32 protein-coding genes, 1 other RNA gene and 1 pseudogene are annotated in these 24,558 nt (G+C 46.4%); 4 read left to right on the top strand and 30 right to left on the bottom strand.

What is annotated here, in order from left to right:
* A pseudogene (locus AC9UEP_RS01385) lies at positions 1–482 on the top strand (hypothetical protein); the annotation flags it as partial.
* A gap of 37 nt (positions 483–519) precedes the next feature.
* Here the strand turns inward: AC9UEP_RS01385 and rdgB are convergent.
* From rdgB to trhO, 12 genes are read right to left on the bottom strand one after another with little or no spacing between them, the layout of a single operon-like run.
* Complete coding sequence (gene rdgB, locus AC9UEP_RS01390; protein WP_509543339.1) at positions 520–1,137, bottom strand: RdgB/HAM1 family non-canonical purine NTP pyrophosphatase; 618 nt, start codon at positions 1,135–1,137, stop codon at positions 520–522.
* Complete coding sequence (gene rph / locus AC9UEP_RS01395; RefSeq protein ID WP_509543340.1) at positions 1,138–1,863, bottom strand: ribonuclease PH; 726 nt, start codon at positions 1,861–1,863, stop codon at positions 1,138–1,140.
* 56 nt (positions 1,864–1,919) lie between these two features.
* Entirely contained in the window at positions 1,920–2,717 is a 798-nt protein-coding gene (murI, locus tag AC9UEP_RS01400) for a glutamate racemase (protein ID WP_509543342.1), read from the bottom strand.
* A gap of 26 nt (positions 2,718–2,743) precedes the next feature.
* The gene (locus tag AC9UEP_RS01405) at positions 2,744–3,694 is read right to left on the bottom strand and encodes a PLP-dependent cysteine synthase family protein (RefSeq protein WP_509543344.1); all 951 of its coding nucleotides are present in this window, start codon (positions 3,692–3,694) and stop codon (positions 2,744–2,746) included.
* A 2-nt stretch (positions 3,695–3,696) separates the two neighbouring features.
* Positions 3,697–3,969: a MoaD/ThiS family protein gene (locus tag AC9UEP_RS01410; RefSeq protein ID WP_509543346.1), complete on the bottom strand. Its 273-nt coding sequence runs from the start codon at positions 3,967–3,969 to the stop codon at positions 3,697–3,699.
* 46 nt (positions 3,970–4,015) lie between these two features.
* On the bottom strand, positions 4,016–4,432 hold the full coding sequence (locus AC9UEP_RS01415; RefSeq protein WP_509543348.1) for a M67 family metallopeptidase: 417 nt from the start codon (positions 4,430–4,432) through the stop codon (positions 4,016–4,018).
* Positions 4,433–4,456: 24 nt separating this feature from the next.
* Positions 4,457–5,041 carry a DUF2017 domain-containing protein gene (locus AC9UEP_RS01420; RefSeq protein ID WP_509543350.1) on the bottom strand — a complete coding sequence of 195 codons (585 nt, stop codon included), beginning with the start codon at positions 5,039–5,041 and terminating at the stop codon, positions 4,457–4,459.
* On the bottom strand, positions 5,038–5,331 hold the full coding sequence (gene clpS / locus AC9UEP_RS01425) for an ATP-dependent Clp protease adapter ClpS (protein WP_509543451.1): 294 nt from the start codon (positions 5,329–5,331) through the stop codon (positions 5,038–5,040). Before clpS ends, AC9UEP_RS01420 begins: the two co-directional genes overlap by 4 nt.
* Entirely contained in the window at positions 5,331–7,064 is a 1,734-nt protein-coding gene (locus AC9UEP_RS01430; protein WP_509543351.1) for a glycosyl hydrolase family 18 protein, read from the bottom strand. Before AC9UEP_RS01430 ends, clpS begins: the two co-directional genes overlap by 1 nt.
* Positions 7,065–7,099: 35 nt before the next feature.
* Positions 7,100–7,417: a hypothetical protein gene (locus AC9UEP_RS01435; protein WP_509543352.1), complete on the bottom strand. Its 318-nt coding sequence runs from the start codon at positions 7,415–7,417 to the stop codon at positions 7,100–7,102.
* A 2-nt stretch (positions 7,418–7,419) separates the two neighbouring features.
* Positions 7,420–7,986, bottom strand: coding sequence for a GNAT family N-acetyltransferase (locus AC9UEP_RS01440; RefSeq protein WP_509543354.1), 567 nt, complete (start codon positions 7,984–7,986; stop codon positions 7,420–7,422).
* 52 nt (positions 7,987–8,038) lie between these two features.
* On the bottom strand, positions 8,039–8,962 hold the full coding sequence (gene trhO, locus AC9UEP_RS01445) for an oxygen-dependent tRNA uridine(34) hydroxylase TrhO (protein WP_509543356.1): 924 nt from the start codon (positions 8,960–8,962) through the stop codon (positions 8,039–8,041).
* 130 nt (positions 8,963–9,092) lie between these two features.
* Here trhO and AC9UEP_RS01450 point away from each other — a divergent pair, with 130 nt between their 5' ends.
* Complete coding sequence (locus AC9UEP_RS01450; RefSeq protein WP_509543358.1) at positions 9,093–10,121, top strand: pirin family protein; 1,029 nt, start codon at positions 9,093–9,095, stop codon at positions 10,119–10,121.
* A 3-nt stretch (positions 10,122–10,124) separates the two neighbouring features.
* Here AC9UEP_RS01450 and AC9UEP_RS01455 read toward each other — a convergent pair whose 3' ends face one another.
* From AC9UEP_RS01455 to argF, 4 genes are read right to left on the bottom strand one after another with little or no spacing between them, the layout of a single operon-like run.
* Positions 10,125–11,534, bottom strand: a complete 1,410-nt coding sequence (locus tag AC9UEP_RS01455; protein ID WP_509543360.1) for an NAD(P)(+) transhydrogenase (Re/Si-specific) subunit beta — start codon at positions 11,532–11,534, stop codon at positions 10,125–10,127.
* Complete coding sequence (locus tag AC9UEP_RS01460) at positions 11,531–11,821, bottom strand: NAD(P) transhydrogenase subunit alpha part 2 (RefSeq protein ID WP_509543362.1); 291 nt, start codon at positions 11,819–11,821, stop codon at positions 11,531–11,533. Before AC9UEP_RS01460 ends, AC9UEP_RS01455 begins: the two co-directional genes overlap by 4 nt.
* Complete coding sequence (locus AC9UEP_RS01465) at positions 11,821–12,966, bottom strand: Re/Si-specific NAD(P)(+) transhydrogenase subunit alpha (protein ID WP_509543364.1); 1,146 nt, start codon at positions 12,964–12,966, stop codon at positions 11,821–11,823. Before AC9UEP_RS01465 ends, AC9UEP_RS01460 begins: the two co-directional genes overlap by 1 nt.
* 59 nt (positions 12,967–13,025) lie before the next feature.
* Entirely contained in the window at positions 13,026–13,964 is a 939-nt protein-coding gene (gene argF, locus AC9UEP_RS01470; RefSeq protein ID WP_509543366.1) for an ornithine carbamoyltransferase, read from the bottom strand.
* A gap of 61 nt (positions 13,965–14,025) precedes the next feature.
* Between argF and AC9UEP_RS01475 the strand changes: the two genes are divergently transcribed.
* Positions 14,026–14,301 (top strand): DUF3039 domain-containing protein, encoded by a 276-nt coding sequence (locus tag AC9UEP_RS01475; protein ID WP_509543367.1) that lies wholly within the window; start codon positions 14,026–14,028, stop codon positions 14,299–14,301.
* Positions 14,302–14,475: 174 nt separating this feature from the next.
* Here AC9UEP_RS01475 and AC9UEP_RS01480 read toward each other — a convergent pair whose 3' ends face one another.
* From AC9UEP_RS01480 to AC9UEP_RS01545, 14 genes are all read right to left on the bottom strand, one after another.
* The gene (locus AC9UEP_RS01480; protein ID WP_509543369.1) at positions 14,476–15,051 is read right to left on the bottom strand and encodes a thioredoxin-like domain-containing protein; all 576 of its coding nucleotides are present in this window, start codon (positions 15,049–15,051) and stop codon (positions 14,476–14,478) included.
* A 218-nt stretch (positions 15,052–15,269) separates the two neighbouring features.
* Positions 15,270–15,640, bottom strand: a transfer-messenger RNA (tmRNA) gene (gene ssrA / locus AC9UEP_RS01485).
* Positions 15,641–15,871: 231 nt separating this feature from the next.
* Positions 15,872–16,351 carry an SsrA-binding protein SmpB gene (smpB, locus tag AC9UEP_RS01490; protein ID WP_509543371.1) on the bottom strand — a complete coding sequence of 160 codons (480 nt, stop codon included), beginning with the start codon at positions 16,349–16,351 and terminating at the stop codon, positions 15,872–15,874.
* A gap of 4 nt (positions 16,352–16,355) precedes the next feature.
* Complete coding sequence (ftsX, locus tag AC9UEP_RS01495) at positions 16,356–17,258, bottom strand: permease-like cell division protein FtsX (protein ID WP_509543372.1); 903 nt, start codon at positions 17,256–17,258, stop codon at positions 16,356–16,358.
* Positions 17,259–17,268: 10 nt separating this feature from the next.
* Entirely contained in the window at positions 17,269–17,958 is a 690-nt protein-coding gene (gene ftsE, locus AC9UEP_RS01500) for a cell division ATP-binding protein FtsE (protein ID WP_509543453.1), read from the bottom strand.
* A 160-nt stretch (positions 17,959–18,118) separates the two neighbouring features.
* Positions 18,119–19,222 (bottom strand): peptide chain release factor 2, encoded by a 1,104-nt coding sequence (prfB, locus tag AC9UEP_RS01505; protein WP_509543374.1) that lies wholly within the window; start codon positions 19,220–19,222, stop codon positions 18,119–18,121.
* Positions 19,223–19,307: 85 nt separating this feature from the next.
* Positions 19,308–19,889 (bottom strand): pilus assembly protein TadG-related protein, encoded by a 582-nt coding sequence (locus AC9UEP_RS01510; RefSeq protein ID WP_509543376.1) that lies wholly within the window; start codon positions 19,887–19,889, stop codon positions 19,308–19,310.
* Positions 19,886–20,341: a TadE family protein gene (locus tag AC9UEP_RS01515; protein WP_509543378.1), complete on the bottom strand. Its 456-nt coding sequence runs from the start codon at positions 20,339–20,341 to the stop codon at positions 19,886–19,888. Before AC9UEP_RS01515 ends, AC9UEP_RS01510 begins: the two co-directional genes overlap by 4 nt.
* Before the next feature lie 5 nt (positions 20,342–20,346).
* The gene (locus AC9UEP_RS01520) at positions 20,347–20,712 is read right to left on the bottom strand and encodes a TadE/TadG family type IV pilus assembly protein (protein ID WP_509543380.1); all 366 of its coding nucleotides are present in this window, start codon (positions 20,710–20,712) and stop codon (positions 20,347–20,349) included.
* Complete coding sequence (locus tag AC9UEP_RS01525) at positions 20,713–20,961, bottom strand: hypothetical protein (RefSeq protein ID WP_509543382.1); 249 nt, start codon at positions 20,959–20,961, stop codon at positions 20,713–20,715. It abuts the gene before it with no gap.
* 67 nt (positions 20,962–21,028) lie between these two features.
* The gene (locus tag AC9UEP_RS01530) at positions 21,029–21,826 is read right to left on the bottom strand and encodes a type II secretion system F family protein (protein WP_509543384.1); all 798 of its coding nucleotides are present in this window, start codon (positions 21,824–21,826) and stop codon (positions 21,029–21,031) included.
* Entirely contained in the window at positions 21,823–22,518 is a 696-nt protein-coding gene (locus tag AC9UEP_RS01535; RefSeq protein ID WP_509543386.1) for a type II secretion system F family protein, read from the bottom strand. Before AC9UEP_RS01535 ends, AC9UEP_RS01530 begins: the two co-directional genes overlap by 4 nt.
* Before the next feature lie 29 nt (positions 22,519–22,547).
* Positions 22,548–23,543, bottom strand: coding sequence for a TadA family conjugal transfer-associated ATPase (locus AC9UEP_RS01540; protein WP_509543388.1), 996 nt, complete (start codon positions 23,541–23,543; stop codon positions 22,548–22,550).
* Between the two features lie 69 nt (positions 23,544–23,612).
* Positions 23,613–24,086 (bottom strand): diguanylate cyclase domain-containing protein, encoded by a 474-nt coding sequence (locus AC9UEP_RS01545; protein ID WP_509543390.1) that lies wholly within the window; start codon positions 24,084–24,086, stop codon positions 23,613–23,615.
* Between the two features lie 45 nt (positions 24,087–24,131).
* On the opposite strand from AC9UEP_RS01545, the gene AC9UEP_RS01550 reads away from it, so the two are divergent.
* On the top strand, positions 24,132–24,554 hold the full coding sequence (locus AC9UEP_RS01550; protein WP_509543392.1) for a hypothetical protein: 423 nt from the start codon (positions 24,132–24,134) through the stop codon (positions 24,552–24,554).
* The last annotated feature ends 4 nt before the right edge of the window (positions 24,555–24,558 follow it).

Below are 24,558 nucleotides of genomic sequence, written 5' to 3' on the forward strand. Positions count from 1 at the left end.
TTCCAAGTAGAACTGCAAAGAGGGCCTTTGATGACGACTTGCTGTTCGGACTCGTTGCTGGCTTTGAAGAAGCCACTGGCTTAGCACTTGCTGCGGAAGTGCGTGGCGCAGCAGGTGCTGGGGTAGTTGAAACATTTACACGAGATATGCCAACTGATGGAACTGGCGGGATAACAACCTTTGATGCAACCTTCTTGCGCGCTGCAGAATTCTTTACTGTCTTCTTCGCAGTTGACTTTCTTACTGCTGACTTCTTGGCAACCTTCTTCTTTACAACAGCCTTCTTCACTGCTCTCTTGGGTGCACTCTTCTTCACTGCTCTCTTGGGTGCACTCTTCTTCACTGCTCTCTTGGGTGCACTCTTCTTCACTGCTCTCTTTTTAGCAGGAGACTTTTTAGCTGCACTCTTCTTAGCGGTTGACTTCTTTGGCGCAGCTTTCTTCGCTGCTGACTTCTTCTTTACTGCCACTGTAATCTCCTAGATGGTTGTCGTTCAAAGATGATGGATACAGGCAAAGTTTAACCCAGGCTTTCGAGCAAAGTGATCACATGCGGTGCAATGGCTCGAAGCGATTTTCCCCGATGACTGATTGCATCCTTGATTTCTGCGCTCATTTGCGCACTCGACTGCGCGAAACCAAGGGGTAAAAATATGGGGTCATACCCGAATCCAAATTCACCCACTGGTGCGCGCAAAATTGAGCCATGGAACTGTGCCTCTTCCCAGTGGCTCCTGCCATCAGGCAGATAGAGGGCCGCGACACAGGTGAAATGTGCTCCCCTTTTCTCATCTGGAATATCGCGCAACTGTTGTAGAACTTTTTCAGTATTTGCCGCATCATCGCCATGGGAACCTGCCCATCGCGCAGAATAAATTCCTGGGTCGCCATTTAAGTAATCAACACAGAGTCCACTGTCATCGGCAATTGCCGGCAGCCCCGTTGCCATCGACATTTCTCGCGCCTTCCTAAGCGCATTTTCTTCGAAAGTTGCGCCATCTTCTATGACATCAGCAAGATCTGGAAATTGATAAAGGCCCACGAGATCAATCGCCCCGGGTGCAACAGCTTCAAGAATTCGGCCGAACTCTTCAATCTTTCCTTTGTTGCGAGTGGCAAGTAATAACGTGTGTGACATTTAACGAGCGAGTGCTTGTTTCTGCAAGTTGGTAAGTTCAGCGCATCCAGCGACAGCAAGATTCAGTAGCGAATCAAGAAGTGCACGATCAAATGGTGTCCCCTCTGCAGTTCCTTGGACTTCGATAAATCTTCCATCGCCAGCGCATACAACGTTCATATCTGTCTCTGCCCGCACATCTTCTTCATAACAGATATCAAGCATCGGAACTCCACCAACAATTCCTACGCTGACCGCAGCGACTGATTCTGTAAGTGGTTTCGCACCTGCCTTTATATGACCCTCTTTTTGAGCCCATGCAATTGCATCCGCCAGTGCAACATATGCACCAGTGATTGCAGCTGTGCGAGTTCCGCCATCGGCTTGCAGCACATCGCAATCAATAACTATTGTGTTTTCGCCAAGCTCTTTCATATCAACAATTCCACGTAGTGAACGTCCGACCAGGCGCGAGATCTCTTGGGTGCGACCGCCTAGCTTTCCTTTCACGCTCTCACGATCAGAGCGCGTATGAGTAGCTCGGGGCAACATTGCATACTCGGAAGTAACCCACCCGTTACCTGAATCTTTTAACCAGCGAGGAACACCAGGGGTGAAAGAAGCTACACAGAGCACGCGAGTCTTACCGAATTCAACTAGTACTGAACCTTCGGCGTGATCCAACCAACCACGAGTTATCTTGATATCGCGGAGTTGATCTACTGTGCGTCCATCGTTGCGTGCCATTACATTCCTCGTTCTCTATTAGTTCTGCGGATAAAACTAGAATTAAAGCTCTTCACTCACAAATCTTGGTGCCGCACAGAGCCAACTTCGGGCCCTAGGAAGCGTCGTGCAAGGGATTCAAAGGCTTGAGCGTCTCCGGTCGCCAAGAACTTATGCGTAGATGGGTTCTCAGAACTTCCTCGAAGCAAACTATTTTCAACTAATACTCGATACAGATCCTTCGCTGTCTCTTCAGCACTTGAAACGAGTGAAACATCGTTACCCATTACGTATGAAATAACACCGGTAAGAAGCGGGTAGTGAGTGCAACCTAAGACTAATGTGTCTATGTCAGCATCAATCATTGGCTTGAGATACTCACGAGCAACTTTTGTGATTGCTTCTCCAGAGGTTTCACCACGCTCTACAAACTCCACAAAGAGTGGGCATGCAATTGATTTAATCGTTAATTGCGGAGCAGCAGCAAAGGCATCGAGATATGCCTTTGATTCAATTGTTGCTCGAGTTCCAATAACGCCGACTCGACCTGATCGTGTTGCAGCAACGGCGCGACGAACAGCCGGTTGAATCACTTCAATAACTGGTATCGAATATCGCTCTCTTGCATCGCGCAACATTGCAGCACTTGCCGTGTTACATGCAATAACGAGTGCTTTCACTCCTTGTCTGACGAGAAAATCTAGAGATTCGAGAGCGAAGTCGCGAACTTCTGCAAGTGACCTAGGTCCATAAGGTCCGCGCGCAGTGTCACCGATATATACAGTTGATTCGTTAGGCAATTGATCAAGAATTGCTCTAGCAACCGTTAATCCGCCGACGCCTGAATCGAAGATACCGATTGGCGCAGAACTCATGGGATGAGTCTAACCGCGAGAACGGATTAAGCCCAAAGAGTGCCGTCGAGTCCCTCGGTAGCGGCTTCGACTTGTGAGCCATAAATGCCGGTCGATAAGTATTTCCAGCCAGCATCGCAGACAATAAATGCAATATCAGCATCACGCTTTGCAGCGATTGCTTCTTGACCCATGGCAATGGCTGCATGCAGAATTGCACCCGTTGAAATTCCAGCAAAAATTCCTTCAATTTCTAAGAGTTCGCGAACGCGCCTAACAGAATCCTCGGCACCTACTGAGAAACGTCGAGTAAGAATTGATGCGTCATATAACTCAGGGACAAAGCCTTCGTCGATATTGCGAAGTCCATAGACCACCTCACCATATCGAGGTTCAGCGGCAATGATTTGCACATCAGGGTTCTTCTCACGCAAGTAACGCCCTGCGCCCATAAGTGTTCCTGTCGTGCCAAGGCCGGCAACAAAATGTGTAATTGTTGGTAAATCCTTAAATAGTTCAGGTCCTGTGTTGTTGTAGTGCGCCTCAGTATTTGCAGGGTTGCCATATTGGTAGAGAAAAACGTAATTTGGATTCTTTGAGGCAATTTCTTTTGCAACGCGCACAGCTTCATTGGAACCACCAGCTGCTGGTGAAGAGATAATTTCAGAGCCCCACATCTCAAGTAACTGTCTACGTTCTGGGCTGGTATTCTCTGGCATCACGCAGATTAATTTATATCCACGAACTTTGGCAGCCATTGCAAGCGAGATTCCGGTGTTACCACTTGTGGGTTCAAGAATTGTTGCACCAGGTTTAAGTAGCCCATCACGCTCTGCAGCTTCGATCATTGATATAGCTGTGCGATCTTTAATTGAACCAGTCGGGTTTCGGTCTTCCATCTTCGCCCACAAACGAACATTTGGCGCAGGAGAAAGACGAGGTAAACCGATAAGGGGTGTGTTTCCTACCGATGATTCGAGTGAGTCATATCGTGCCAAATTTAGCCACCAGCGACAGCAGGCAAAATTGTGATGGAGTCTCCATCCTTAACCGGAGCCTCGAGTCCGCCTAAGAAACGTACATCTTCATCATTGACATAAATATTGATGAAGCGACGCAGCGCGCCATTTTCTAGTAGCCGTTCACCCATTCCCGCAAAGTTTGCATCAAGGTCGCTAATAATTAGAGCAAGGGTTGTGCCTTCGGCCACTACGGTTTTTTGATCTTTTGTATAGGGGCGCAAAATAGTTGGAATGCGAACTTCAATAGACATGGGATAATTATGTCGAAAAATCCGTGCTATCTCTAATCGAGAATTCCTACTCGAGAATGGTGACCAGTTCTTCGGTCACTACCCCGTCAATGATGCGATATGAACGGAATTCTGGAGTTGTTGCAATCTCTTTGCGGGTAGAAACCAAGATGTAGTGTGCGCCCGGTTCGCCGGCGTAGGCGATATCCGTTCGAGATGGGTAAGCCTCAGTCTCTGTATGCGAATGATAGATAACAACAATCTCTTCATCATTGTCATCGATCTCGCGGTAGAGTGCCAGTAGTTCTTTTGGATCAAACTCATAAAAAGTAGGCGAATGGGCTGCATTGATCATTGGCTTATGCCGAAGAGCTTTATCTGATCCCACTGGTCCCAAGATGACTCCACAGCATTCATCTGGGTATTCAACGCGTGATTGCTCAAGAATTGCATTTACTAATGTGCGAGAGATTTCTAGAGTCATATGTGTATCTTACAAGAAGTCATCTTAAGAATTCTCAGGTTGCGATTTCGAATCTGCATCATCAATCAGGGCTGCGAGAAGGCTTTCTTGCAACCAACCCAGCCAGGTATAGACAGCATAGACACCTCGAAGCGGATCATCGGGGGAAAGAATTTCAAGATGTTCATGGGAATTACTCTCCACCTTGAGGCGCACACCCAGGGCCAAGCGAATATCGTTAATCGCGCCAAGCCAGGCATTGGCATTGTCGTGATCTAAATCAACAGTGCCATCCTCTGATGATTTTAAATGTATGCGCATCACAACTGCATGTGCCTGCTTCTTTGCACGCAGAGTTGATTCGGTATATCTGCGAAATTCAGATGAATCGATGGAATCAGCATATGCATTAGGTAAGAGACGGTGCAACACATCATCTTCGGGCGGAGAATCGTGGGATGTAATTCCAACCATCGCAGCCAATGGATCATCATTTCCATGGTCTGTGCGCTCTGCTAGAAGTTCAATTATTTGCTCACATAAATTCAAGAGCACTTCTTTCTCACTGTCAGCAAATTGTGCAACGTATGAATGATCCCCGTGGCGCTTAAAACCTTCGGTAGAGGTCATAGCTGAGCACCGCGTTGCAATGTGGCCCACAAACCATATTCATGAAGGCGAGCGACATCATGTTCCATCTCTTCCCGACTTCCGGTCGAGACAATAGCTTTGCCATCATTATGAACTTGCAACATCAGCTCAGTAGCACGAGCTTTGGAATAGTTGAAAAGTTCCATAAATACATAAGTGACATAGGTCTGTAAATTAACTGGGTCATCCCAGACAATAGTGACCCATGGCGCATCACTAGAAAAGATTGCACGAATCTCTTCTTCGACTTTATCTGCAGTTTTTACCATCACCGGATAATGATATTAAATATTTCACTCGTCAAGGCAACCCAGTTTGCATCTTCGCTGACAGTAGTTCGTAAGGTGTATACGCCTCGATTTTGTAGCGTGACCGTGATGACAAAGTTTCCTTGAGCATCGGTGATTACTGTTTCAGCGATTGATTGCCACACTTTCCCAGTTAGTTTCTCGAGTGTCACCATGGCATCTGCGCTACGAGGAAGCACATTGCCACTAATCTGGAATTGTGTTCCTGACTTAGCACTCGTCGGTGCACTGAGATTTATCAGTCTACTGATGGCAATTGGGATCTCAACTGAAAGACCTTCACTCCGTTCCCACGTTGGATCTGAATAAACACGTATGGTCGTTGATTTACCGAGAATCAATGACTTTTCAAAGTTGCCTTCCGCGTCTGTGATTGCATTTGCCAAGGTGCGCCAGGTACTCTCACCCACAGATTTTCCTTCGACTCGAACAGCAAGATTTGCAAGAGGTGACTTATCTTTGATGCTCAATTGCCCAGTAAGTGTGAATGGCGTTCCATAGCTCATCTCACTCTTATCAACTGATGTCACAACGTTGACTTGATCTGGAGCAATTGCCTTAGCAACTGTTCGAATGGCTTCCATGGCAAGCGGTTCTTCCATACCAAATGTCCAGGCTGTAATTCCACCTATGCGGTATTTATTAACAAGTGCAGCTCTAAGCGCCCAACTGCGATTGTCTTGATACCACGCTGTGCGCGATGCTGTGCAAGTTGTCGCTAGCCCGCCGGCTGTAGTTCCGTTATAAACCTTTTGATAGGCAAAGGTAACCTCACCAAATTGCTCGTTATAGGTAGGTGTTGCCCCATAAGTAGCTGCAAGTGATTGTGCATCACGCATCACAAATGTTGCAGCTTTCGCTCCCACCTTTACTGAATTAGCAACGTTTGCTGGACAAACTCCTGCAACTGCCGTAACCCAATCTCGCCCATAGCCAGGGACGCCCACGAATACCTTGGATGCGGGCATGATTGAAATCGCATATTGCACTGTTCGTTCAGCCCACGTAATTGGTCCCTGTGGACCAACTCTTGCTGGCGAGTAGTCGTACGTCATGATGCGCAATTTGTCGATTGAATCCGCGATCGCAGCCCAGGCATATACGTAATAACCCTTCTGCTTATCTGCGGGATTTAACACATAGGGCGTAGTTACCGAGAGAAGCCTCTCTTCTGCGTGCAATGCAACACTTAACTCTTTTACAAATGCAATCCATAGCGGAGCAGTAGCCTTCCAGGTTGTGTTTTTATCAACAAATGCGAATCCTTCAAAATCAAGATCAATGCCTTCATAGTTATTTGTACGCACTAGATTCATAATTACATTGACTACTTGCGTGCGTGATGTAGGACTCTTAAGTAGTCCTGCTAGAACACCTTCACTGGTTCCATCAGTAATCGTAGGAATAATCTGGAGATTGGCATTACGAAGCGCGGTCAGGGGCACCGAAATCGGCACGCTCGGATTTGCCGGTGCGTAAAGGTCGGTAATTTCGGGAGTCTTAGTCTTGCCATTGTATTTAAGTGTGTACCAGAAGGGCATTACCTCTTTAATAAGATCTGCATTATTAAGCACATCTGGAAGTGCTGTTTTCATTGAGTAATAAGGGATCCAGCCGGTAAGAATCTTGCGCGGTACATTCTCTTCGGCGTGAGTAGCAGGTAAGAAAAGAGTATGTGTAAAAAGTGAAAACAAAAGAGTAAATGTAAGACTTATTCGCGCAAATCTCCTCATGCCGATTTTCCAAATATATTTTTAAGGCGAGTCATCAATCGCCCACCGTATTCGCGGTCGACCGACCAAATGTTTAAAAGCAGAGCTGGCATTGCAATTAGCTTCAGTGACATAGGGATTGGACTGATTATGAAGAAGACCGAAAAAACAGAGCCTATGGCACTGACAAGGGCCATCAATGCTCGGCGCAGAATCTTTGCAACGAGATTGCCTGTCAGCGATTGCGCTATCCGGCTTGAGAGGAGAATTGAAATGGGTGCACTGAATACAGTGATAGAAACCAAGATAGTGACAAGGAGTGCGAGCGATTCCATATCTACCTCTCCCATATTAAATCAGTTGCTGCAAAGAGTGCCATATCTATCTGCCCACGTTCCTCGCGAGTGACTTTATTGCGCATGATTCCTTCTTTTTCATATCCCGCACTGATTAAAAGCTTCTGGGATGCGTGGTTATCAACATCAACCAGTGCCTCAATACGCTTGAATCCAATTTCGCGGAATCCAAGTTCGGTAATCATCTGTGTAGCTGCTGTGCCAATTCCCTTACTACGCTGTTCAGAATCAATCCAGTAACCAATTTCAGCGGTGTGGTTTCGAATATTAACCGAATGAAGTGAGACCTCTCCTGCAAATTTCTTATCAGAGCCATTTCCATAATCAATAACAAATAAAATTTCGCGGCGCTCGGCAAAGGCAAAGGGAGCATTGCGCACAAAATCGATGGCGTGATCTACCGTGTAATTCGAAGGCACCGTCGTGAATGCTGGAATGAGCGGGTCCTGGCAGGCGCGAAAAATCGCATCAACATCTTCCTCAGTGCTTGGGCGAAGCGTAATCAGTCCATGCGAAAGAGTTGGTATCTGCGCCGGCCACCAAATCATTACTCAATCTTATGGCAGAGGTATGTAAATTAGGGGACGAACGCTTGAAGTGTTAGCTAATCAATTCCAAATCGCGATGAAGACTCTGGTCATGGGTACAACTTAAATTTGATGGTAGCGCTGCACAGTTATCGCAGAGCAGGGTTAATTGATGGCAAGAAGCAGTGTCGCAATTGCGGAAATCTTTTGTCGGGGCGTTGCACATATCGCATTTGCCAATAACTTTTGCCTTATTTGAAAAGTCCATGGAGATGCGGTCATCGAAGATATAGAGTGAGCCTTCCCAAGAGGCTTCGTCACCAAAGCGTTCACCGTATTTAACTATGCCACCCTCTATTTGGTAGACCTCATTAAATCCGTGGTTCTTCATTACAACAGAGAGAATTTCGCATCGAATTCCTCCTGTGCAATACGTCACTACTGGTTTGTCTTTGAGGTAATCGTATTTTCCACTTTCAATTTCTTTCACAAAATCGCGCGAAGATTCGACATCTAGGACTATGGCATTTTTAAACTTTCCAATTCTAGCTTCGTAAGTATTTCGTCCATCGAAGAAGATGACTTCATCACCACGCTCTTTGACCAGCTCTTCCACCTGTTCTGGGCGAAGGTGAACTCCTCCCCCAATAACGCCATTTTCATCGACTTTTATTTTGTCAGGGTTTCCGAATGGGACAAGTTCATCTTTGACTACAACCCGAAGTCGTGGAAATTCATTTCCAGTTCCATCTGACCATTTGAAAATAATATTTTTGAAACCTTGATAGCCTCGGGTTTCGTGTACATATTTCTTCACATCGGCCATCTCACCGCCGACAGTTCCGTTAATTCCATGTGGAGAAATCAGGATGCGACCCTTGAGATTTAAGGATTCGCAGAGTTGTTTCTGCCAGAGAAGCAGCGCCTCGGGATCTGCAACGGGGGTGAAGTCGTAATACAGAACCACTTTGTTAAGCTTTGGTGCGTGCTTGTTCACGTCGTTATTGTAGACCGCTTGCTTAGTTCATCGATTTTCGCGCTGGCTAAGCAGCCATGCCACGGAAAAATGGCCGAGTTGCAGGTAGTTGAAAGTTCAATTACATTTGCCTCACTACAAAGGAGCGCCAATGCCAGCAGTAACCGTTAGCGATATAACAATTCTTCCACGCATCACTGATGCGTCACATCTGCGTGCGCGAGGCATCAAGAGCATTACAACTGCTCCCCAAGGTTTTGAGGGTGAAGGTTTTCCTGTTCGACGTGCATTTGCCGGTGTAGATCTAGCCGAGTTAGATCCTTTCATTCACTTAGATCAAATGGGTGAAGTCGAATACGCACCAGGTGAACCAAAAGGTACTCCGTGGCATCCACACCGTGGTTTTGAAACTGTCACATACATTATTGATGGCATCTTTGATCACAAAGACTCAAATGGTGGTGGCGGATCGATTACAGATGGTGACACACAATGGATGACTGCTGGCGGTGGAATTCTTCACATCGAAACTCCCCCAGAACATTTAGTGGTCTCTGGCGGTTTATTTCATGGCTTCCAGCTCTGGGTAAATCTTCCTGCCGTAAAGAAATGGTCGCCTCCTGCATATCAAGATGTGCGAGCAAAAGATGTAGTACTTCTAACATCAACTGATGGTGGATCACTTATTCGAATTATTGCTGGTGAACTCGATGGTCATGTCGGCCCTGGATCAACCCAGACTCCGATTACTCTCATTCACGCAACCGTTGCACCTGGTGCCGAACTCAGACTTCCGTGGCGCAAGGATTACAACGCCCTTGTCTACTCAATGTCAGGTCAGGGATTTGTTGGAGATGAACAGCGCCAAATTTCAATGGGTCAACTCACCGTCTTCGGTGATGGTGATTGCATTGTTGTTCGCGCCGCAAACCAACAAGAGTCGCGTTCTCCAAACTTGGAGCTCTTCATTCTTGGTGGGCAACCGATTAAAGAACCAGTTGCTTGGATGGGGCCCTTTGTCATGAATACAAAGAGTGAGGTTCTGCAAGCGTTTGAAGATTTCCAGAAGGGCCTATTGGGCTCAATTCCTGCGATTTACAAGGATGATGCCAAGCGTCCTTTGAACCGCACCAAGATTCTGGATGTGCACAACGCACCGACTGACCTACAAGAAAGCTAATTCTTATAGCGCTTTGAGTGCTGAGACAACCTTGGTCAGCGATGCCTTCGCATCACCGAAGAGCAGCATTGTCTTTGGGTCATAAAGAAGTTCATTTTCAATGCCAGCAAATCCTGGGCGCATAGAGCGCTTCAGGAAGATGATGTTAGCGGCGTGATTAACTTCCAAGATGGGCATTCCATAGATTGGGCAACCTGGAGATGTTTGAGCCGCAGGGTTCACAACGTCATTTGCACCAATAACAATGGCGACATCTGTCTGACCAAATGTTGGGTTGACCTCATCCATTTCAGCTAGTTGATCATAAGGAACATTTGCTTCCGCAAGAAGTACGTTCATATGACCTGGCATACGACCCGCTACCGGGTGAATTCCATAAGCAACATCAATACCTTTTGAAAGCATGAGGTCGGCAAGTTCGCGCACTGTGTGTTGCGCTTGCGCAACGGCCAGTCCGAAGCCAGGAACAATAACTACGCGACGCGCATAATTTAGAAGAATTGCAACGTCATCAGGTGAACCTGAGCGCACTGGACGTTCTTCTGTTGTGCCAGTTGCTGCTTGAGGTTTTGCAGTAAATGCACCGAAGAGAGTTCCAAAGAGCGAGCGTCCCATGGCTTCTGCCATCAAGCGAGTCAATATCGTTCCAGATGCACCGACAAGAGTTCCCGCAATAATCAAAAGTGTTGATGAGAGCACGTAACCACTTGCCGCAACTGTCAGACCTGTGAATGCGTTGAGTAGTGAGATCACGATAGGTACATCTGCGCCCCCTACTGGAAGTACAAAGAGCACACCAAAGAGCAATGAGATCACTGCCAGAACCAGCAGTGGGGTTGTGCCAAGTGCTGTCACAACCCATACGCTGACCCCAAGTACTGCAGCGAGCGTTGCCGCAATAACAAACCTACCGCCAGGAAATACCACCGGGCGCGTAGTCATAAGTTCTTGCAACTTCATAAATGTAATGATGGAACCGCTGAAAGATACGCAGCCAACAACGACTGTGAATACAGTGAAGATTACTTCGGCAGTTGTTGCGCTATCGCCAAGATTTAGGTACTCCACGATTGCAACAAGTGCTGCAGCTCCGCCACCCACACCGTTAAAGAGTGCAACCAGCTGTGGCATCTGTGTCATCTCGACCTTACGAGCTGCAGGTACTCCAATAATTAGACCCACTGCGATTGCACCCAAAATCCAACCTAAGTTATGAATTGGTAGAGAGTGCGATTCTGATCCATCGCCACTAGGAGTGACGTAGAGAAAGACTGAGAGAGTTGCAACTGTTGCACCAAAGGCACCAATTAAGTTACCGCGGCGGGCAGTCTTTGGATGCGAGAGTCCTTTCAGGGCCAAGATAAATGCCACACCAGCTGCGAGACCTACCAAGCTATAGAGAGTGCTATTCACTTCTGGTCTCCCTTCTTAGGCTTAAACATTTCTAGCATTCGATCTGTTACTACAAAGCCACCAACCATATTGATTGTTGCCAAAACAATTGCAGCGAGTGAAAGTCCGAGCTCTAGATTATTTTTGCTGTGATCTGCAACGATAATTGCGCCAACAAGGATGACTCCGTGAATTGCGTTAGCGCCAGACATCAGAGGCGTGTGTAGCGTTGATGAAACCTTCGATACAACTTCAAACCCCACGAATACTGCAAGGGTGAAGATTGAAATAACGGCAATTGCATCCATTAGTTGCTGCCTCCTTTTTCACTAGCTCCAGGTGTGTGCTTGGCACCTGCATGTGTAAGTGCGGCCTTATCAATAATTTCATCTGTGAAGTCAATATTTAGCGCTACCTTCTCGCCATCCTTTGCAGCACTTGTCATCAAGGTTAGTAAGTTGACCACGTTACGTGAATACAGACTTGAAGCGTGGAACGGCAACTGGCTCGGCACATCTTTACCGCCCCAAATCTGAACACCTTTGGCGGTTGTGACAATCTCTCCTGGCTTTGAGCCCTCAGCATTTCCACCAGTTTCGGCAGCGAGATCAACGATGATTGTTCCAGGCTCCATTGCATCAATCATGGCCGCGGTCATCAAACGTGGAGCTGCTCTTCCAGGAACTGCAGCCGTTGTAATAACAAGATGGGATTTTGCAATATATGGAGTGAGTAGTTCGCGTTGCTTTGCCGCACGTTCTTCCGTCATTTCACGTGCATATCCACCGGCACCTTCAAGTGCCTCAAGTTCCAAATCAATAAATGCTGCGCCCATTGATTTCACTTCATCAGCAGAAGATGGGCGAACATCGTAGGCAGAGACAACAGCGCCAAGTCGGCGAGCGGTTGCAATTGCCTGCAGCCCTGCGACACCAGCACCGAGAACAAGTACTTGCGCGGGAGTAACAGTTCCTGCGGCGGTCATTAGCATTGGAAAAAAGCGCGGAGAAAGTTCAGCCCCAACGAGTGCGGCTCGATAACCAGCACAGAGTGCTTGAGAAGTCAGAGCATCCATTGATTGTGCACGTGAGATACGTGGAACAAGTTCAAGTGAGAAAGCGGTGACGCCTGCTGTGACCGCTGCCTCGATTGAATCAACGGCGGTTACAGGAGATAAGAAAGAAATTGTGACTGCACCCTTTTTTAAGGATGAAATCTGTGCTGGGGTAAGTGAGGTAACTGATAGAACTACGTCGGCATCACTAATGATATTGCCGCTCTTAACTGTTGCCCCCGCCGCGGTGAATAGGTCATCTGTAGCTTGGGCATGAACACCCGCTCCAGATTCAATGACAACGTCATAACCAAGTTTAATCAATTTATTAATGATGTCTGGGACTAGCGCTACACGCTTCTCGCCATCTCTAATTTCTCTCGGGACTGCAACTCTCATGGGGGAAAAGATACATGTAACTCAGAGCAAGAGCCACCCAAAAGAATACGAAATCCTGATTAATTACCCTTAATTTCACCGCGAGTTAAGTGATAGAGCAGTGCCTGGATGGTTGTGCGACGATGAAATGCTTCACGCCAAATTACCGACTTCGGCCCATCAATAACAGAGCCCGCAACTTCCTCTCCTCGATGAGCTGGAAGACAGTGCATAAATATTGAATCTTTTTCTGTCAGTGACATTAATTTTTCTGTAATTGCAAATGGTTCGAGTGCTTTTGTTTTTTTAGCGCGCTCAGCTTCCGGATCACCCATCGACATCCACACATCTGTATAGAGAACAGATGCACCTTTCGCTGCAGATTCAGGATCGTTTGTAATCTCAATCGTTGCGCCACTAGTTCTTGCAATTCCTTTAGCCTTTCTCACCACTGCTTTATCAGGTTCCCAGTCGCCACTCGGCGTCGCTGCCACAACGTGTGCGCCCATGATTGCGCCCATAATCAACCATGCGTGACTCATATTATTTCCATCACCGAGATAAACAAATTTGCGGCCTGCTATATCAGTACCAAAATTTTCGCGAATTGTTAACCAATCAGCGAGCAATTGTGTTGGATGGTCGTCATCGCTCAAGCCATTAATCACTGGAATGCTGGCATGTGCGCCGAGTTCATCTATATCTGATTGTGCAAAGGTACGAACTATCAGCGCATCGCAATATCCGCTAATGATTTTGGCAGTATCTGAAATTGTTTCGCCGCGGCCAAGTTGCAGTTCATCACCGCGAATAAAGATTGGAGTTCCACCCAAATGTGCCACAGCCGTTTCAGATGCCAAGCGAGTGCGGGTAGAGGGCTTAGTCATATAGATGGCAACGCTCTTGTTGCTCAATGCGGTCTGGGAACGAAGTGGGTTCTGCGCGAAATCTGCAGCGGTGTCGAGGAGTAAATCGACATCAGCACGGCAAAGATGCTCAGTGCGCAGTAAGTTTTTCATCGGGAAATTCTACCGGAAGCCGAGATGGCTATGTGGCTAGTTTTTGTTGGATACTAAGCGCATGCCACTTTTCGGTCGCGGTACTCCATCGCTTGAGAGCGATATCGACACACTTACTCGCCCAGTTGAGCAAGAAGATGATGGCGGGCATGATCGATTCGCTCATTACATAAAGAAAGAAAAGATTGTTCAATCCGCAATCACAGGCAAATCTGTTCGTGCTCTCTGCGGAAAGAAGTGGGTTCCTTCTCGCGACCCGCAGAAATATCCTGTCTGTCCTATCTGCAAAGAAATCTTTGAAGGTCTAAAGCCTGGCTCCGAAGATGGAGACAAGTAGTACGAAGCATTACTTGTCGAGGTGCCGGGAATCGAACCCAGGTCCTTCAGAATTAAAACAGGGCTTATACGGGCGTAGTGCGTTTATCGTTTTCTAGAAGTGAGCACACCCGCAATTACTACAACAGTTCCAACATAGCGGGGTTTGCCGCAGCACTCTCTGGTAAAGATCTCTTTAGCAGGGGGCTCCAGGTTCTGGTGTCTGCGGTCCCTGTGTGAAGGCCTTTAAGAAGACAGGAAGTCTTGGGTCTGTAGCATCTTCTAATTGCAATTGCTTACCCCAGGCTGAGAGAACAATCGGTGATGCTAGCGATGGATAAGGAGATAGAAGCTGGTACGGATCTGATGCAACTGTTTTAGCGAGGGCGCTTAATTGATCTTTGGGTAAGCCTGGTAGGTAAGTGATCCATACGGCGCCATGCTCGAGTGAATGTACTGCTTGCAGGGTTTCTACTGGTGTTGAGTAAACACCGCAAGTGATCCACGATGAAGAGTGATCTCCGCCCGTTGGCGGTAGGGCGGTGAAAGGCCTTGGTGGTGCATTGTGAGACCTGTCTAAATCGGTGAAGGTTTTTACGCCAACAATTGGCTTGGATGCGGCTTCGGTTAGGACCGCCTCCTTACTCCTCCCACTAAGGATAAATACAGTCGTTAATACAATGAGGGCTAGCGTAAGGACAAGTGCGGTACCGTAGATAAGGAACTTACTACGGCGATCATTTACCTGATTTGGGGTCTTTGCAGAGGCCATTGCTGCTAGTCGCGCCTTCCTACTATCTGAGTTCCATTAGATTATCACTGCCTTGTGTGAAGTGTACAGATTTACGAGCGAAGTGTAACTATGAAATGCCTAGTCGGAGAAAGACTCTCTATTTTATTATTCAGATTGTGACTGGTCGCAGTAATGACACGGTTGGTCAATCCCGGTAGTTTCCTAATAGGCCTCCTAACCCAAAGGTTAGGAGGCGATGGTGGAGGTGCCGGGAATCGAACCCGGGTCCTTCAGAATTAAAACAGGGCTTCTACGGGCGTAGTGCGTTTATCGTTTTCTCAGTTCTGAATCTCTTACACACAAGTATTCAACGAACTCATTTGCGAAACTGTTCTCTCGAGATATTCGCAACGCTATCTCGATGAAGAGCTCTCTAGCGACGCCAGATTCCGGGACGAGAGCGCGCCCGGGCTGACGGATTCGGAACTAGCTTATGCAGCTAGGGCGAAATCACTGCGACTGTTGTCTGCAGTTATTTTTGCACAGGTTTCATGGTTTACGAGATCATCCCGGCTTCCTCGGCCCGCTTCCCCTGCCCCAACAACTAAAGTCGAGACCGTTCACCCCCAAGTTGAATTGGGGAATTACGTGGAAAACGTAATTCACACTATGTAGTTGTATTTCTTATTTTTTCGACAATTCACCCGTTGATTTCCGTGAGGAAAGATTTTGTGTGAATTAGTTATTTGGCGAGGTATGGAGCGGCATTCTTGTCTGCCAAACTCGATCGAGCCAAATGGTATGAAATAAGTATAGAGAGGGGTTGCGACTTCTTCAAAATGCCCGCCTGGGGCAGTACCTAACTGTCTTTGCCGGATTGGCGGCGGGAAAGTTCGCGATTTACCTCGCGCGTAGCTTGCTGTTCCATCAGCGTCGATCGCTTGTCATGAGCCTTCTTGCCCTTTGCAATAGCAACTTCAACCTTGGCTTTTCCATCTTTGAAGTAGAGCTGCAATGGCACCAATGTGATTCCTGAATCTTTAGTGCGAGCCGCAATCTTGCGAATTTCAACCTTATTAACGAGCAGCTTTCGCTTGCGACGTGGAGTGTGATTTGTCCACGTACCTTCTGTGTATTCGGGAATATGAATACCGTGGAGCCATAGTTCGCCATTTTCAATCATCGCGAAACCGTCAATCAAGGAAGCTCGCCCGGCACGAAGTGATTTCACTTCAGTACCTGTAAGAACAATGCCGCATTCATAGACATCTTCTATCGCAAAGTCGTGACGAGCCTTCTTGTTCTGTGCAATCAGCTTCCGTCCGACTTCTTTTACCATAAAGTTAAACCTTGAGGTATCGGCGCAGTGTTACTACAGATGCAATAGTTGAGACCACAAGGCCTGTAAGAAGTAACCAACCAGATGCTATTGCCACTTCTCCCCAACCAAAGAACTTGGTAAAGGTAAGTAGCGGGGCGACTTTTGTCTCAACGACATACTTAAGTGCAGCTAGTAATCCACTGGCAAGCAGCCATCCAATAAATGCCGCGAAAACACCTTCTAATAAGAATGGTAGTTGAATTGACCAGGACGAAGCACCCACAAGTCGCATCACGCCAGTTTCACGACGACGGTTAAATGCAGCAATTCGAAGTGTGTTGCTAATCAGCAACGCTGCCGTGAGCACTGAAAGAAGACCAACAATTAACGCGCCATTGCGAAGTACAGCAAGTAGTTGGAAGAACTTCTCGAGAATGCTGCGCTGATCTTGCACGACATCAACGCCAGGTCGACCACTGAATGCGCTGACAACAACGTCAAACTGCGTTGGGTCTTTTAACTTAACGCGGAAAGATTCTGGTAATTGATCGGCAGTAACGTTCTGCGCAATAGCTGAACTCTTAAAACGCTCTTTAAATCGAGCGAATGCTTCAGTTTGTGATTCATAGAAGACGCTCTGCACAACTGGCAGAGCTTCTAAATCTGATTTGATTGATGTGCGCTGTTCGGGAGTGACAACTCCACCACTACACGAAGGTGACTCCGAGAGTGATCCGCAGAGAAATACAGATACTTCAATCTTGTCATACCAATAATCTTTCATCGCATTTACTTGGGAATTTGAGAGTAATCCAATGCCGAGAAGAGAAAGTGAAATTGCAACAGTCACGATGACCGCAAATGTCATTGTGAGGTTACGACGAAGTCCTATTCGAACTTCGCTGAAGAGAAATCCTGCGCGCATTGTCTTCCCCTTATCCCGTATATCCGTAGACGCCGCGAACTTGATCGCGAATTACCTGGCCGCCATCGAGTTCGATAACTCGCTTACGCATCTGATCAACAATTCCTGAATCATGCGTAGCCATCAATACTGTGGTGCCCTCGCGGTTAATGCGGTCGAGCAACTTCATAATTCCCACAGAGAGCGCCGGGTCCAGGTTTCCGGTTGGCTCATCCGCGATGATGATTGCAGGGCGTGTGACATACGCACGGGCAATCGCAACGCGCTGTTGTTCTCCACCTGAGATTTCAGAAGGCAAGCGATCGCCTTTATCTTCAAGACCAACAAGTTCAAGCATCTCAGGAACTTCGCGATTAATCTCCTTCTGCGAATATCCGAGTACGTGTAATGAGAATGCGATGTTCTCTGAAATTGTCTTATTAGGAAGTAACCTAAAATCTTGAAAGACAGTTCCTAGTTGGCGACGAAGTTCAGGGACTTTATGGTTTGCAAGAGTTCCTAGATCTTTGCCCGCAACATGAATGACGCCCGAAGTTGGTCGCTCTTCGCGCAGAACTAAACGTAGGAATGTTGACTTACCAGAACCTGACATGCCCACCAAGAAAACGAATTCGCCCTTGGTAATTTCTAGCGTTACTTTCTCAAGGGCAGGACGTTCTTGACCCGAGTAAGCCTTGGTTACATTTTCAAACTTAATCACAATCTGCTCCTTATATAGGCGCATGGTGATGCGCTCGTGAGACCTGGGCCTAGTTTAGGTAGGGGAGCTGGAAATTTAGGGTTGATTCGGGGTTTTTATACGAATTAACAGAGGAAAGAAGAATCACAGCACGCGTAGATCAGCCGATTGTTGCCGAGAATTATTGTGACGCGCTACGGCGCCAGCGAATTCCTGCTTCGATGAAATCATCAATTTCACCATTTAATACCGCGAATGTATTGCCCGTTTCATGGTTATTACGGAGATCTTTCACCATTTGATATGGGGCTAAGACGTAGGAACGCATCTGATTTCCCCAAGATCCAGAATTATCACCCTTAAGTGCATTCATTTTCGCTTGCTCTTCCTGGCGACGGCGCTCTAGTAATTTGGATTGCAATACTGCCATCGCAGTTGCCTTATTTTGGATCTGAGAACGCTCGTTCTGACATGAAACAACAATTCCGGTCGGCACATGCGTTAGGCGCACAGCTGAGTCAGTTGTATTCACGCCTTGCCCTCCTGGGCCAGATGAGCGATAGACATCCACGCGCACTTCTTTCTCATCAATATCTATGTGATCACTCTGCTCAACAACAGGAACAATTTCCACACCAGCAAATGACGTATGTCTGCGTGATTGAGAATCAAAGGGAGAAATTCTCACTAAGCGATGTGTTCCCTGCTCTACTGAAAGTGTGCCGTATGCATACGGGGCGCTGACTCTAAATGTTGTCGATTTAATCCCCGCTTCTTCAGCAAAGGAAGTTTCTAATACATCAACTTTTAATTCGTGACGCTCGCAATAACGCAAATACATACGCATCAACATCTCAGCCCAGTCGGCAGCTTCTACGCCACCAGCTTCAGAACGAATAGTTATGAGCGCATCACGTGCATCATATTCGCCATTAAGCAAGGTCGTCACTTCTAATTCGCTAATTGCTTTTTTGGCCGAATCTAATTCACCTTCAGCGTCGCTAAGTGCCGATCCATCTGGTTCACCTGCCGCTAACTCAAAGAGAAGCGGAAGCTCATCTACCCGACGACGCAACCCAGTAAGTCGTGAAATTGTTGCTTGCACCCGAGATAACTTGCTCGTAAGCGCTTGAGCCTTTTCCGGGTCATCCCACAAATTTGGGACTCCCGCAGCTACTTCAAGTTCAACCGCTTGTGCCTCAAGTTTAGGCAGGTCCAAGACCTTTTCAATAGATCTCAGGGTCGCGCCTATCTCACTAATCTCTAGGATGTACTCGCGAGCCATGGGTTAAGGATAGCGAGAACTTCCTCAAAGTATTCTTTTTGCTCGCCTTACCTTGAAGAATAGACCTAGGAATATTGAAAATTTCCTAACCAAGGTTAAGGCCATAGTAATTTGTCGTTATCTTCCGCTCTGCAAAAGTTCCAACTCGAGAAGAAATATCCACTGCCTCAACTCCAATAAATGGAAGTATAAATGGAAGAGTGACTCTAGCTGAGGAATGAATTCCAATTTCATAACCATCGCATTGGAAATCTAGTACTCGAATTTGGCTCAGGTTTTTTCGTGAGATTGCTCCTCCCAAAGTACTCCAGTCACGTAAGGTGCCAATCGAATCTGATTTTCCTTTCTCACAATCAATTGGGATTCCTGGATCCTTTTCTCCGTTTAGAAAAAGATTTGCTGCGAATCGATTAACGTTGTACTCACGAGCGTAATATTTTTCTAGATTCAAATTTCTTACACCCCGCTGTGCTGCAGCCTCCGTGGCTTGGGTAAGTGCACGTTTAGCAATATAGATTGAAGAGATATCGGTTAGCACAATCAGAGTGATTAGTACCAACATAAAGAGTCCCAGAATTAAGAGCGAGATAGATCCTCGTTCATCTTGTAGCTTCTTTCTGACTCTGAAAAAGAAATTACCTTGCAAAAGAATGAAGGGTGATGTCATGCCCATGGAGACACATATTCGATAGCTGCGACTTGGGCCTGACTCTTTCCTGAAGTATTCATAGTGAGTTGAACCAGAATTCGATTATCAGGTGAGATGCAGGGACGTGAATCGCAGAGGATCCTCAACTCAATTGCTATCTTGGGAGAATTGGGGTCGTAGCCAAGTAACTGCGCACCTTGAATTACCACTTGATTAGCCACGTAGAAAGCAGTTTCATCATCTTTGCTAGTAACAAATGCACGAGCTGATTCTCGTGCCAAAGATCTAAGGGAATCTTGCGCATCACTTGAGTGCGAAAACTGGGCCATAAAAATAAAGAGTGGGATGAATAGCGGAATGGCGAGAAGACTGAATTCCACAGAGGCGCTACCCCGGTCGCACGATACTATTGCCAACTTCAAGGTTTCAATTGTTTCCTTAACTTTTGGTAAGAACTTTGTTGAATCCACTGTAGCTATCTTTGATTTTCTACAATAGCCACTCCAGTTACATCTATCTCCTTCTTTGATCCCAGTACATTTTCTAGTCCCGGCATAATGTGCGGCAGAATTCTTTTTTTGTGACTGATGAGTAAATCAAGATTTTGATGAGGATCCGGGGAATCAATATGTAAAAAAGTATCAGTTTCATCGAAGTTGCCTGAAATGGCTCTCGTCGAGGCACCATCTTGAGCACTGATTTTCGTCATATTTCTTCCGTGAATCGCAATTGTGATTTGTGATGCGACTAGAAAAAGAGTGAGTAAAGGAATCAGAACCAGAGCGCTCTCAGTATTTCCCTTCTCGCTTAGAATCAGATTCCTAACACTTAAGATTTTCATTTAGCGGATGCCGTTCATCGCATCGAGGGAATTCTTTAAGATTGCAGATAGGCGAGGTGCCGCAATAGTCCATATCGCAGTTACTAATCCGGTCGTCATCAGCACGACCAGAACCCATCCCGGAACATCTCCACGATCATCGTAGAGGACTTGATAAAAACGCGTTCTCTTGAATTCAGCTACTTTTATGGCTAAATAGCCAGTTAGGTGAAGGCTTCGGTTGTGAATTACTTCTTCTATTCTATTCATATTGGTTTCCTTTTCATTGGTTGGGGGTTGATTATTGTTTCTTACAAAAACTTTCCACGGTTCATCTTTAAGCTTCCGCAAAAAGGTCAAGATTGGACAGAGATGGCCAGAGAGCAAATAGAATCGAAATCGGGAGAATGAGAAAAACAACCGGAATCATCATTGAAATTTCAGACTTACCTGCTGCGCTGAGAATACGATTGCGTTGGAAATTCTGGGCCTCTCGTGAATGACTATGTAGGACCTCTATTAGTGGGGCACCTCGACTGATTGCGATTACTACAGCATCGATGAACCTGCGTACCGCAACTGATTGAACCCTCCGACCCATGCGATCTAAGGCGTGCTGAAAAGGTAATCCGCTCTTTACTTCCAGTACGACAGCCCTCAATTCGCTCACAAGGGGTCCGCTCCCTCGCTTGGTAATTCTTTCCAGTGAACTAAGTGGGGTCTCTCCCGCAGATAGGGCCAAGGTCATCATTTCGATGACACTTGGAAAATCTGAATCAATGCTTATCCGATGCTCACTGATTTGATTACTTAATGACCTCTCAAAATAAAGCAGAACGAGAGCTGTTGTACCGACTAGGCACGCGACGATGAAAGCAAACGAATGACCTTGAAAGAGAAGAACAAGTAGCAAAGGAAATAGAATTAGAGAAGTGACTAGTAATTGCTTTAAGCGAAAACTTTCGTAATCAGTTTGATTTGAGTGACCTAGCTCTTCTAATTTATTTTTTACACGTGTCTTATCCCCAACTTTATGCACAGTGGTGAGGGCTAACTTCTCCCAAGAGAAATCCTCATTAATGAGAATTAAAGCGGGAATCAAAAAGAGAATTGCAACTAGAGTCGTTGTGATCATAATTTGCCTGAAAAGACTCTTGAAGGCTGCGGTAACTCCCCGAGTTTATTCATCCATAGATAAGCCAAGCAGGTCATAATCAAGCCAGAGAGCAGTACGGCAATTCCAGAGGTTGTAGAGAAGGAGGCAGCAGTTGCAGGTTGTGTAGATAAAAGCAACAATAGAACCCAGGGAGCCCCTGCAGATAAATGCGCCGAATTCTTAATCCAATTCTGCTTTACCGAAATCTCTCTTCTGAGAGTCAAGTCTTCTCGAATGAAATTCCCTAACAGTCTCAAAATGTTAATTAATTCGGCGCCACCCAGGGTCTTTGAAATCAAGAGTGCTTCAATTATCTGATCGGTACTGGGCTCTCCGAGTTGAGATTTGACCCGTTCCAGGGCGCTCATGAAGTCTCCAGTTCTGTAAACATCTTCTCGAAAGATCTCAAAATAAGGCTGAGTCACCATCGGGCCTCGAAGCGAAAGCCCTACCAGCGATTCATTTAGTGACAAACCTGATTGCAGTCCAGAAATCAAATGGTCAATTATTTCTGGGCATGCAGATTGAATGTCACTTGAACGTTTGCTCTCACCCTTGCGCTGAGCTAGCGATACAAAAATTCCCACGAAGAGCGAGAATGCAGCTGCTATGACTAATGAGTGTGAAAAAAGAAAGACTACAGAAAAAGATAAAAGCATGAATATCGTCATTTTCACTACTTTGGAATTCTTGCTTATGGTTATCTGCACTTAATAACTCCCAAACCTTTTTCGTAACTTGCACCATTCCATCGCCAGACATTTTCTATTTCTGCTCTATCGTTCTCGTAGCGCCCGGTTACATGTGCAATTTCTACGATGCGCCGTGTGCCATCTCCTGCAATAGAGACCTGAATAACTAGATCGATTGCGGATGCGACTGTGGGTGCAATAAATTTATGGGAAATATTTTCTCCGGCAAGCAGTGGAAGTGTTTGAAGTTTGGTTATCGCATCTCGTGCTGAATTTGCGTGAAGAGTACCCATTCCTGGCAAGCCAGAATTAAGTGCAATCAATAGGTCCAAGGCTTCAGCCTCACGAACTTCACCAACAATAAGTCTCGATGGACGCATTCTTAAAGCTTCTTTGATCAGTGTGCGCAGTGGAATTGAACCTTCTCCTTGTAAGTTTGCTCCTCTAGTCTGCATTTGCACTAAATCCGGGACGTTAGGTTTGAGCTCAAATACTTCCTCAATGGTAATTACGCGTTGAGTTAACGGAATTGCTGAAGCAAGTGCATTAAGTAGAGTTGTCTTACCTGCTTGTGTACCGCCACTCACCAAAATGTTTAAACCTAACTTCACAGCGCTCGATAATTGAGCAGCTATCTCGTCTGACATCAGACCAATACGTGCTAAATCTTCTAAGTTCAAGTGTCGTAGTAAGTGTTTGCGGATGTTCACTGCCCAGTGTTCAGCTGTTATCTCGGGAATTACCACATGCAGTCGACTTCCGTCTGGTAACTGTGCATCTACAAATGGTTGAGATAGGTCCAACCTCCGCCCGCTCCAGAGCAGTGTCCTGTCAACTAGTTCGCGAACGGAATCAGATGTCAGAACTAAATTAGTGAGGTGACTTTTCCCTGCCTTAGCAATGAAAATTCTCTCCGGGGAGTTAATCCAGATTTCTTCTACTGTTTGGTCTTTGATGAAGTCGGCGATTGGACCGAACACAACTTCTGGATCCATGATTTCCATGTGGGGAAGTTAGATGGGCAACGACAGCTTCTACCGCTTCGAGGTCACGACTGTGGATAAAACACGCTCTCAAAAACTCTTGGTTACTGAACGTAACTCTTGGCCGTCAAGTCGATTTAGTATCTCAAGAGGACTTTCTCCACTACTTACCGTCAGAACAGAGTAGTGACAGCCAAATCCCTCAAAGATCCAAGAGTGAAGGACTCGCTCGGCAAGAGAGGTGGCTATTTCGGAAGACCCTTTAAGAATCAGCGTGAACTCAAGCTGGCCAAGACGCGCGCACAAATCTTCTGATCGAATTGAGGCTTTGAGAATTTCAGCAAAAGAAATAATTGCGACCTCATAATATGAGTCCGCTGACTCAATCTCACTTTCTGAATCTCGAATTACTGTCTCATTCTTGGAAATCAAAAATCTAATAAGGCTGAGTTGAGACTTATTGCGTTCAACGGTCCCTAACTCTCTTCTCAAATTCTCATAAAAATATGGAGGGGCAGCTAGATGAGTGAGTGAATCTCGTAAACCATCGTGTGAAAAAGTCATCGAGTAATTGATGCAGATGAGTGCTGCGCTGATAAAGTTAGGGCTATGGCAACGAAACCTGACCGAAATAATTCATCACAGAAGCGTTTCACGTCAGGTAATACTGCCAACCCCTCCCCTAAGCGTTCAACAGTGGCAGCACTCCTCTATATCGAGGCAAGTCTCGTACTCGCCCTAGGTGTGTGGCTAGTTGTGCTTGGTTTTACTCACGAGAAGAAAGAGTTACCGCCACTTATTGGAGTGGTTGTCTTTGCAATTCTTGGAGCTATCGGACTCTTCGCATCAGCCCGCGGATATGTAAACGGAAAAAGTTTTGGAAGATCCCCCACAATCTTGGCCAACTTAATTGCGGTGGGAGTGGCCTACTATCAAATACAAGGACATTTCTATCTCGGTGCGGTGGTTATTCTGGCACTTGCACTTCCAACGCTTTACTTCGCTTTTATGATTGCAAAAGAAGAAGGCTAGTTAA

Origin of the sequence: Candidatus Planktophila sp., from assembly GCF_040402315.1 — a bacterium.
In the GTDB taxonomy this organism is placed as follows: domain Bacteria; phylum Actinomycetota; class Actinomycetes; order Nanopelagicales; family Nanopelagicaceae; genus Planktophila.

Bases quoted from the DNA above. Each gene is read 5' to 3' on its own strand.
- AC9UEP_RS01545 (WP_509543390.1), bottom strand. From the start codon at position 24,086: ATGACTTTTTCACACGATGGTTTACGAGATTCACTCACTCATCTAGCT.
- prfB (WP_509543374.1), bottom strand. From the start codon at position 19,222: ATGGCTCGCGAGTACATCCTAGAGATTAGTGAGATAGGCGCGACCCTG.
- AC9UEP_RS01460 (WP_509543362.1), bottom strand. From the start codon at position 11,821: ATGGATGCAATTGCCGTTATTTCAATCTTCACCCTTGCAGTATTCGTG.
- AC9UEP_RS01480 (WP_509543369.1), bottom strand. From the start codon at position 15,051: ATGGCCTCTGCAAAGACCCCAAATCAGGTAAATGATCGCCGTAGTAAG.
- AC9UEP_RS01525 (WP_509543382.1), bottom strand. From the start codon at position 20,961: ATGAATAGAATAGAAGAAGTAATTCACAACCGAAGCCTTCACCTAACT.
- AC9UEP_RS01435 (WP_509543352.1), bottom strand. From the start codon at position 7,417: ATGGAATCGCTCGCACTCCTTGTCACTATCTTGGTTTCTATCACTGTA.
- murI (WP_509543342.1), bottom strand. From the start codon at position 2,717: ATGAGTTCTGCGCCAATCGGTATCTTCGATTCAGGCGTCGGCGGATTA.
- argF (WP_509543366.1), bottom strand. From the start codon at position 13,964: ATGAAAAACTTACTGCGCACTGAGCATCTTTGCCGTGCTGATGTCGAT.
- AC9UEP_RS01510 (WP_509543376.1), bottom strand. From the start codon at position 19,889: ATGACATCACCCTTCATTCTTTTGCAAGGTAATTTCTTTTTCAGAGTC.
- AC9UEP_RS01440 (WP_509543354.1), bottom strand. From the start codon at position 7,986: ATGATTTGGTGGCCGGCGCAGATACCAACTCTTTCGCATGGACTGATT.
- AC9UEP_RS01465 (WP_509543364.1), bottom strand. From the start codon at position 12,966: ATGAGAGTTGCAGTCCCGAGAGAAATTAGAGATGGCGAGAAGCGTGTA.
- AC9UEP_RS01420 (WP_509543350.1), bottom strand. From the start codon at position 5,041: ATGACCTCTACCGAAGGTTTTAAGCGCCACGGGGATCATTCATACGTT.
- rph (WP_509543340.1), bottom strand. From the start codon at position 1,863: ATGGCACGCAACGATGGACGCACAGTAGATCAACTCCGCGATATCAAG.
- AC9UEP_RS01410 (WP_509543346.1), bottom strand. From the start codon at position 3,969: ATGTCTATTGAAGTTCGCATTCCAACTATTTTGCGCCCCTATACAAAA.
- AC9UEP_RS01520 (WP_509543380.1), bottom strand. From the start codon at position 20,712: ATGAAAATCTTAAGTGTTAGGAATCTGATTCTAAGCGAGAAGGGAAAT.
- clpS (WP_509543451.1), bottom strand. From the start codon at position 5,331: ATGGTAAAAACTGCAGATAAAGTCGAAGAAGAGATTCGTGCAATCTTT.
- AC9UEP_RS01450 (WP_509543358.1), top strand. From the start codon at position 9,093: ATGCCAGCAGTAACCGTTAGCGATATAACAATTCTTCCACGCATCACT.
- rdgB (WP_509543339.1), bottom strand. From the start codon at position 1,137: ATGTCACACACGTTATTACTTGCCACTCGCAACAAAGGAAAGATTGAA.
- smpB (WP_509543371.1), bottom strand. From the start codon at position 16,351: ATGGTAAAAGAAGTCGGACGGAAGCTGATTGCACAGAACAAGAAGGCT.
- AC9UEP_RS01550 (WP_509543392.1), top strand. From the start codon at position 24,132: ATGGCAACGAAACCTGACCGAAATAATTCATCACAGAAGCGTTTCACG.
- AC9UEP_RS01530 (WP_509543384.1), bottom strand. From the start codon at position 21,826: ATGATCACAACGACTCTAGTTGCAATTCTCTTTTTGATTCCCGCTTTA.
- AC9UEP_RS01475 (WP_509543367.1), top strand. From the start codon at position 14,026: ATGCCACTTTTCGGTCGCGGTACTCCATCGCTTGAGAGCGATATCGAC.
- ftsX (WP_509543372.1), bottom strand. From the start codon at position 17,258: ATGCGCGCAGGATTTCTCTTCAGCGAAGTTCGAATAGGACTTCGTCGT.
- AC9UEP_RS01535 (WP_509543386.1), bottom strand. From the start codon at position 22,518: ATGACGATATTCATGCTTTTATCTTTTTCTGTAGTCTTTCTTTTTTCA.
- AC9UEP_RS01540 (WP_509543388.1), bottom strand. From the start codon at position 23,543: ATGGAAATCATGGATCCAGAAGTTGTGTTCGGTCCAATCGCCGACTTC.
- AC9UEP_RS01415 (WP_509543348.1), bottom strand. From the start codon at position 4,432: ATGACTCTAGAAATCTCTCGCACATTAGTAAATGCAATTCTTGAGCAA.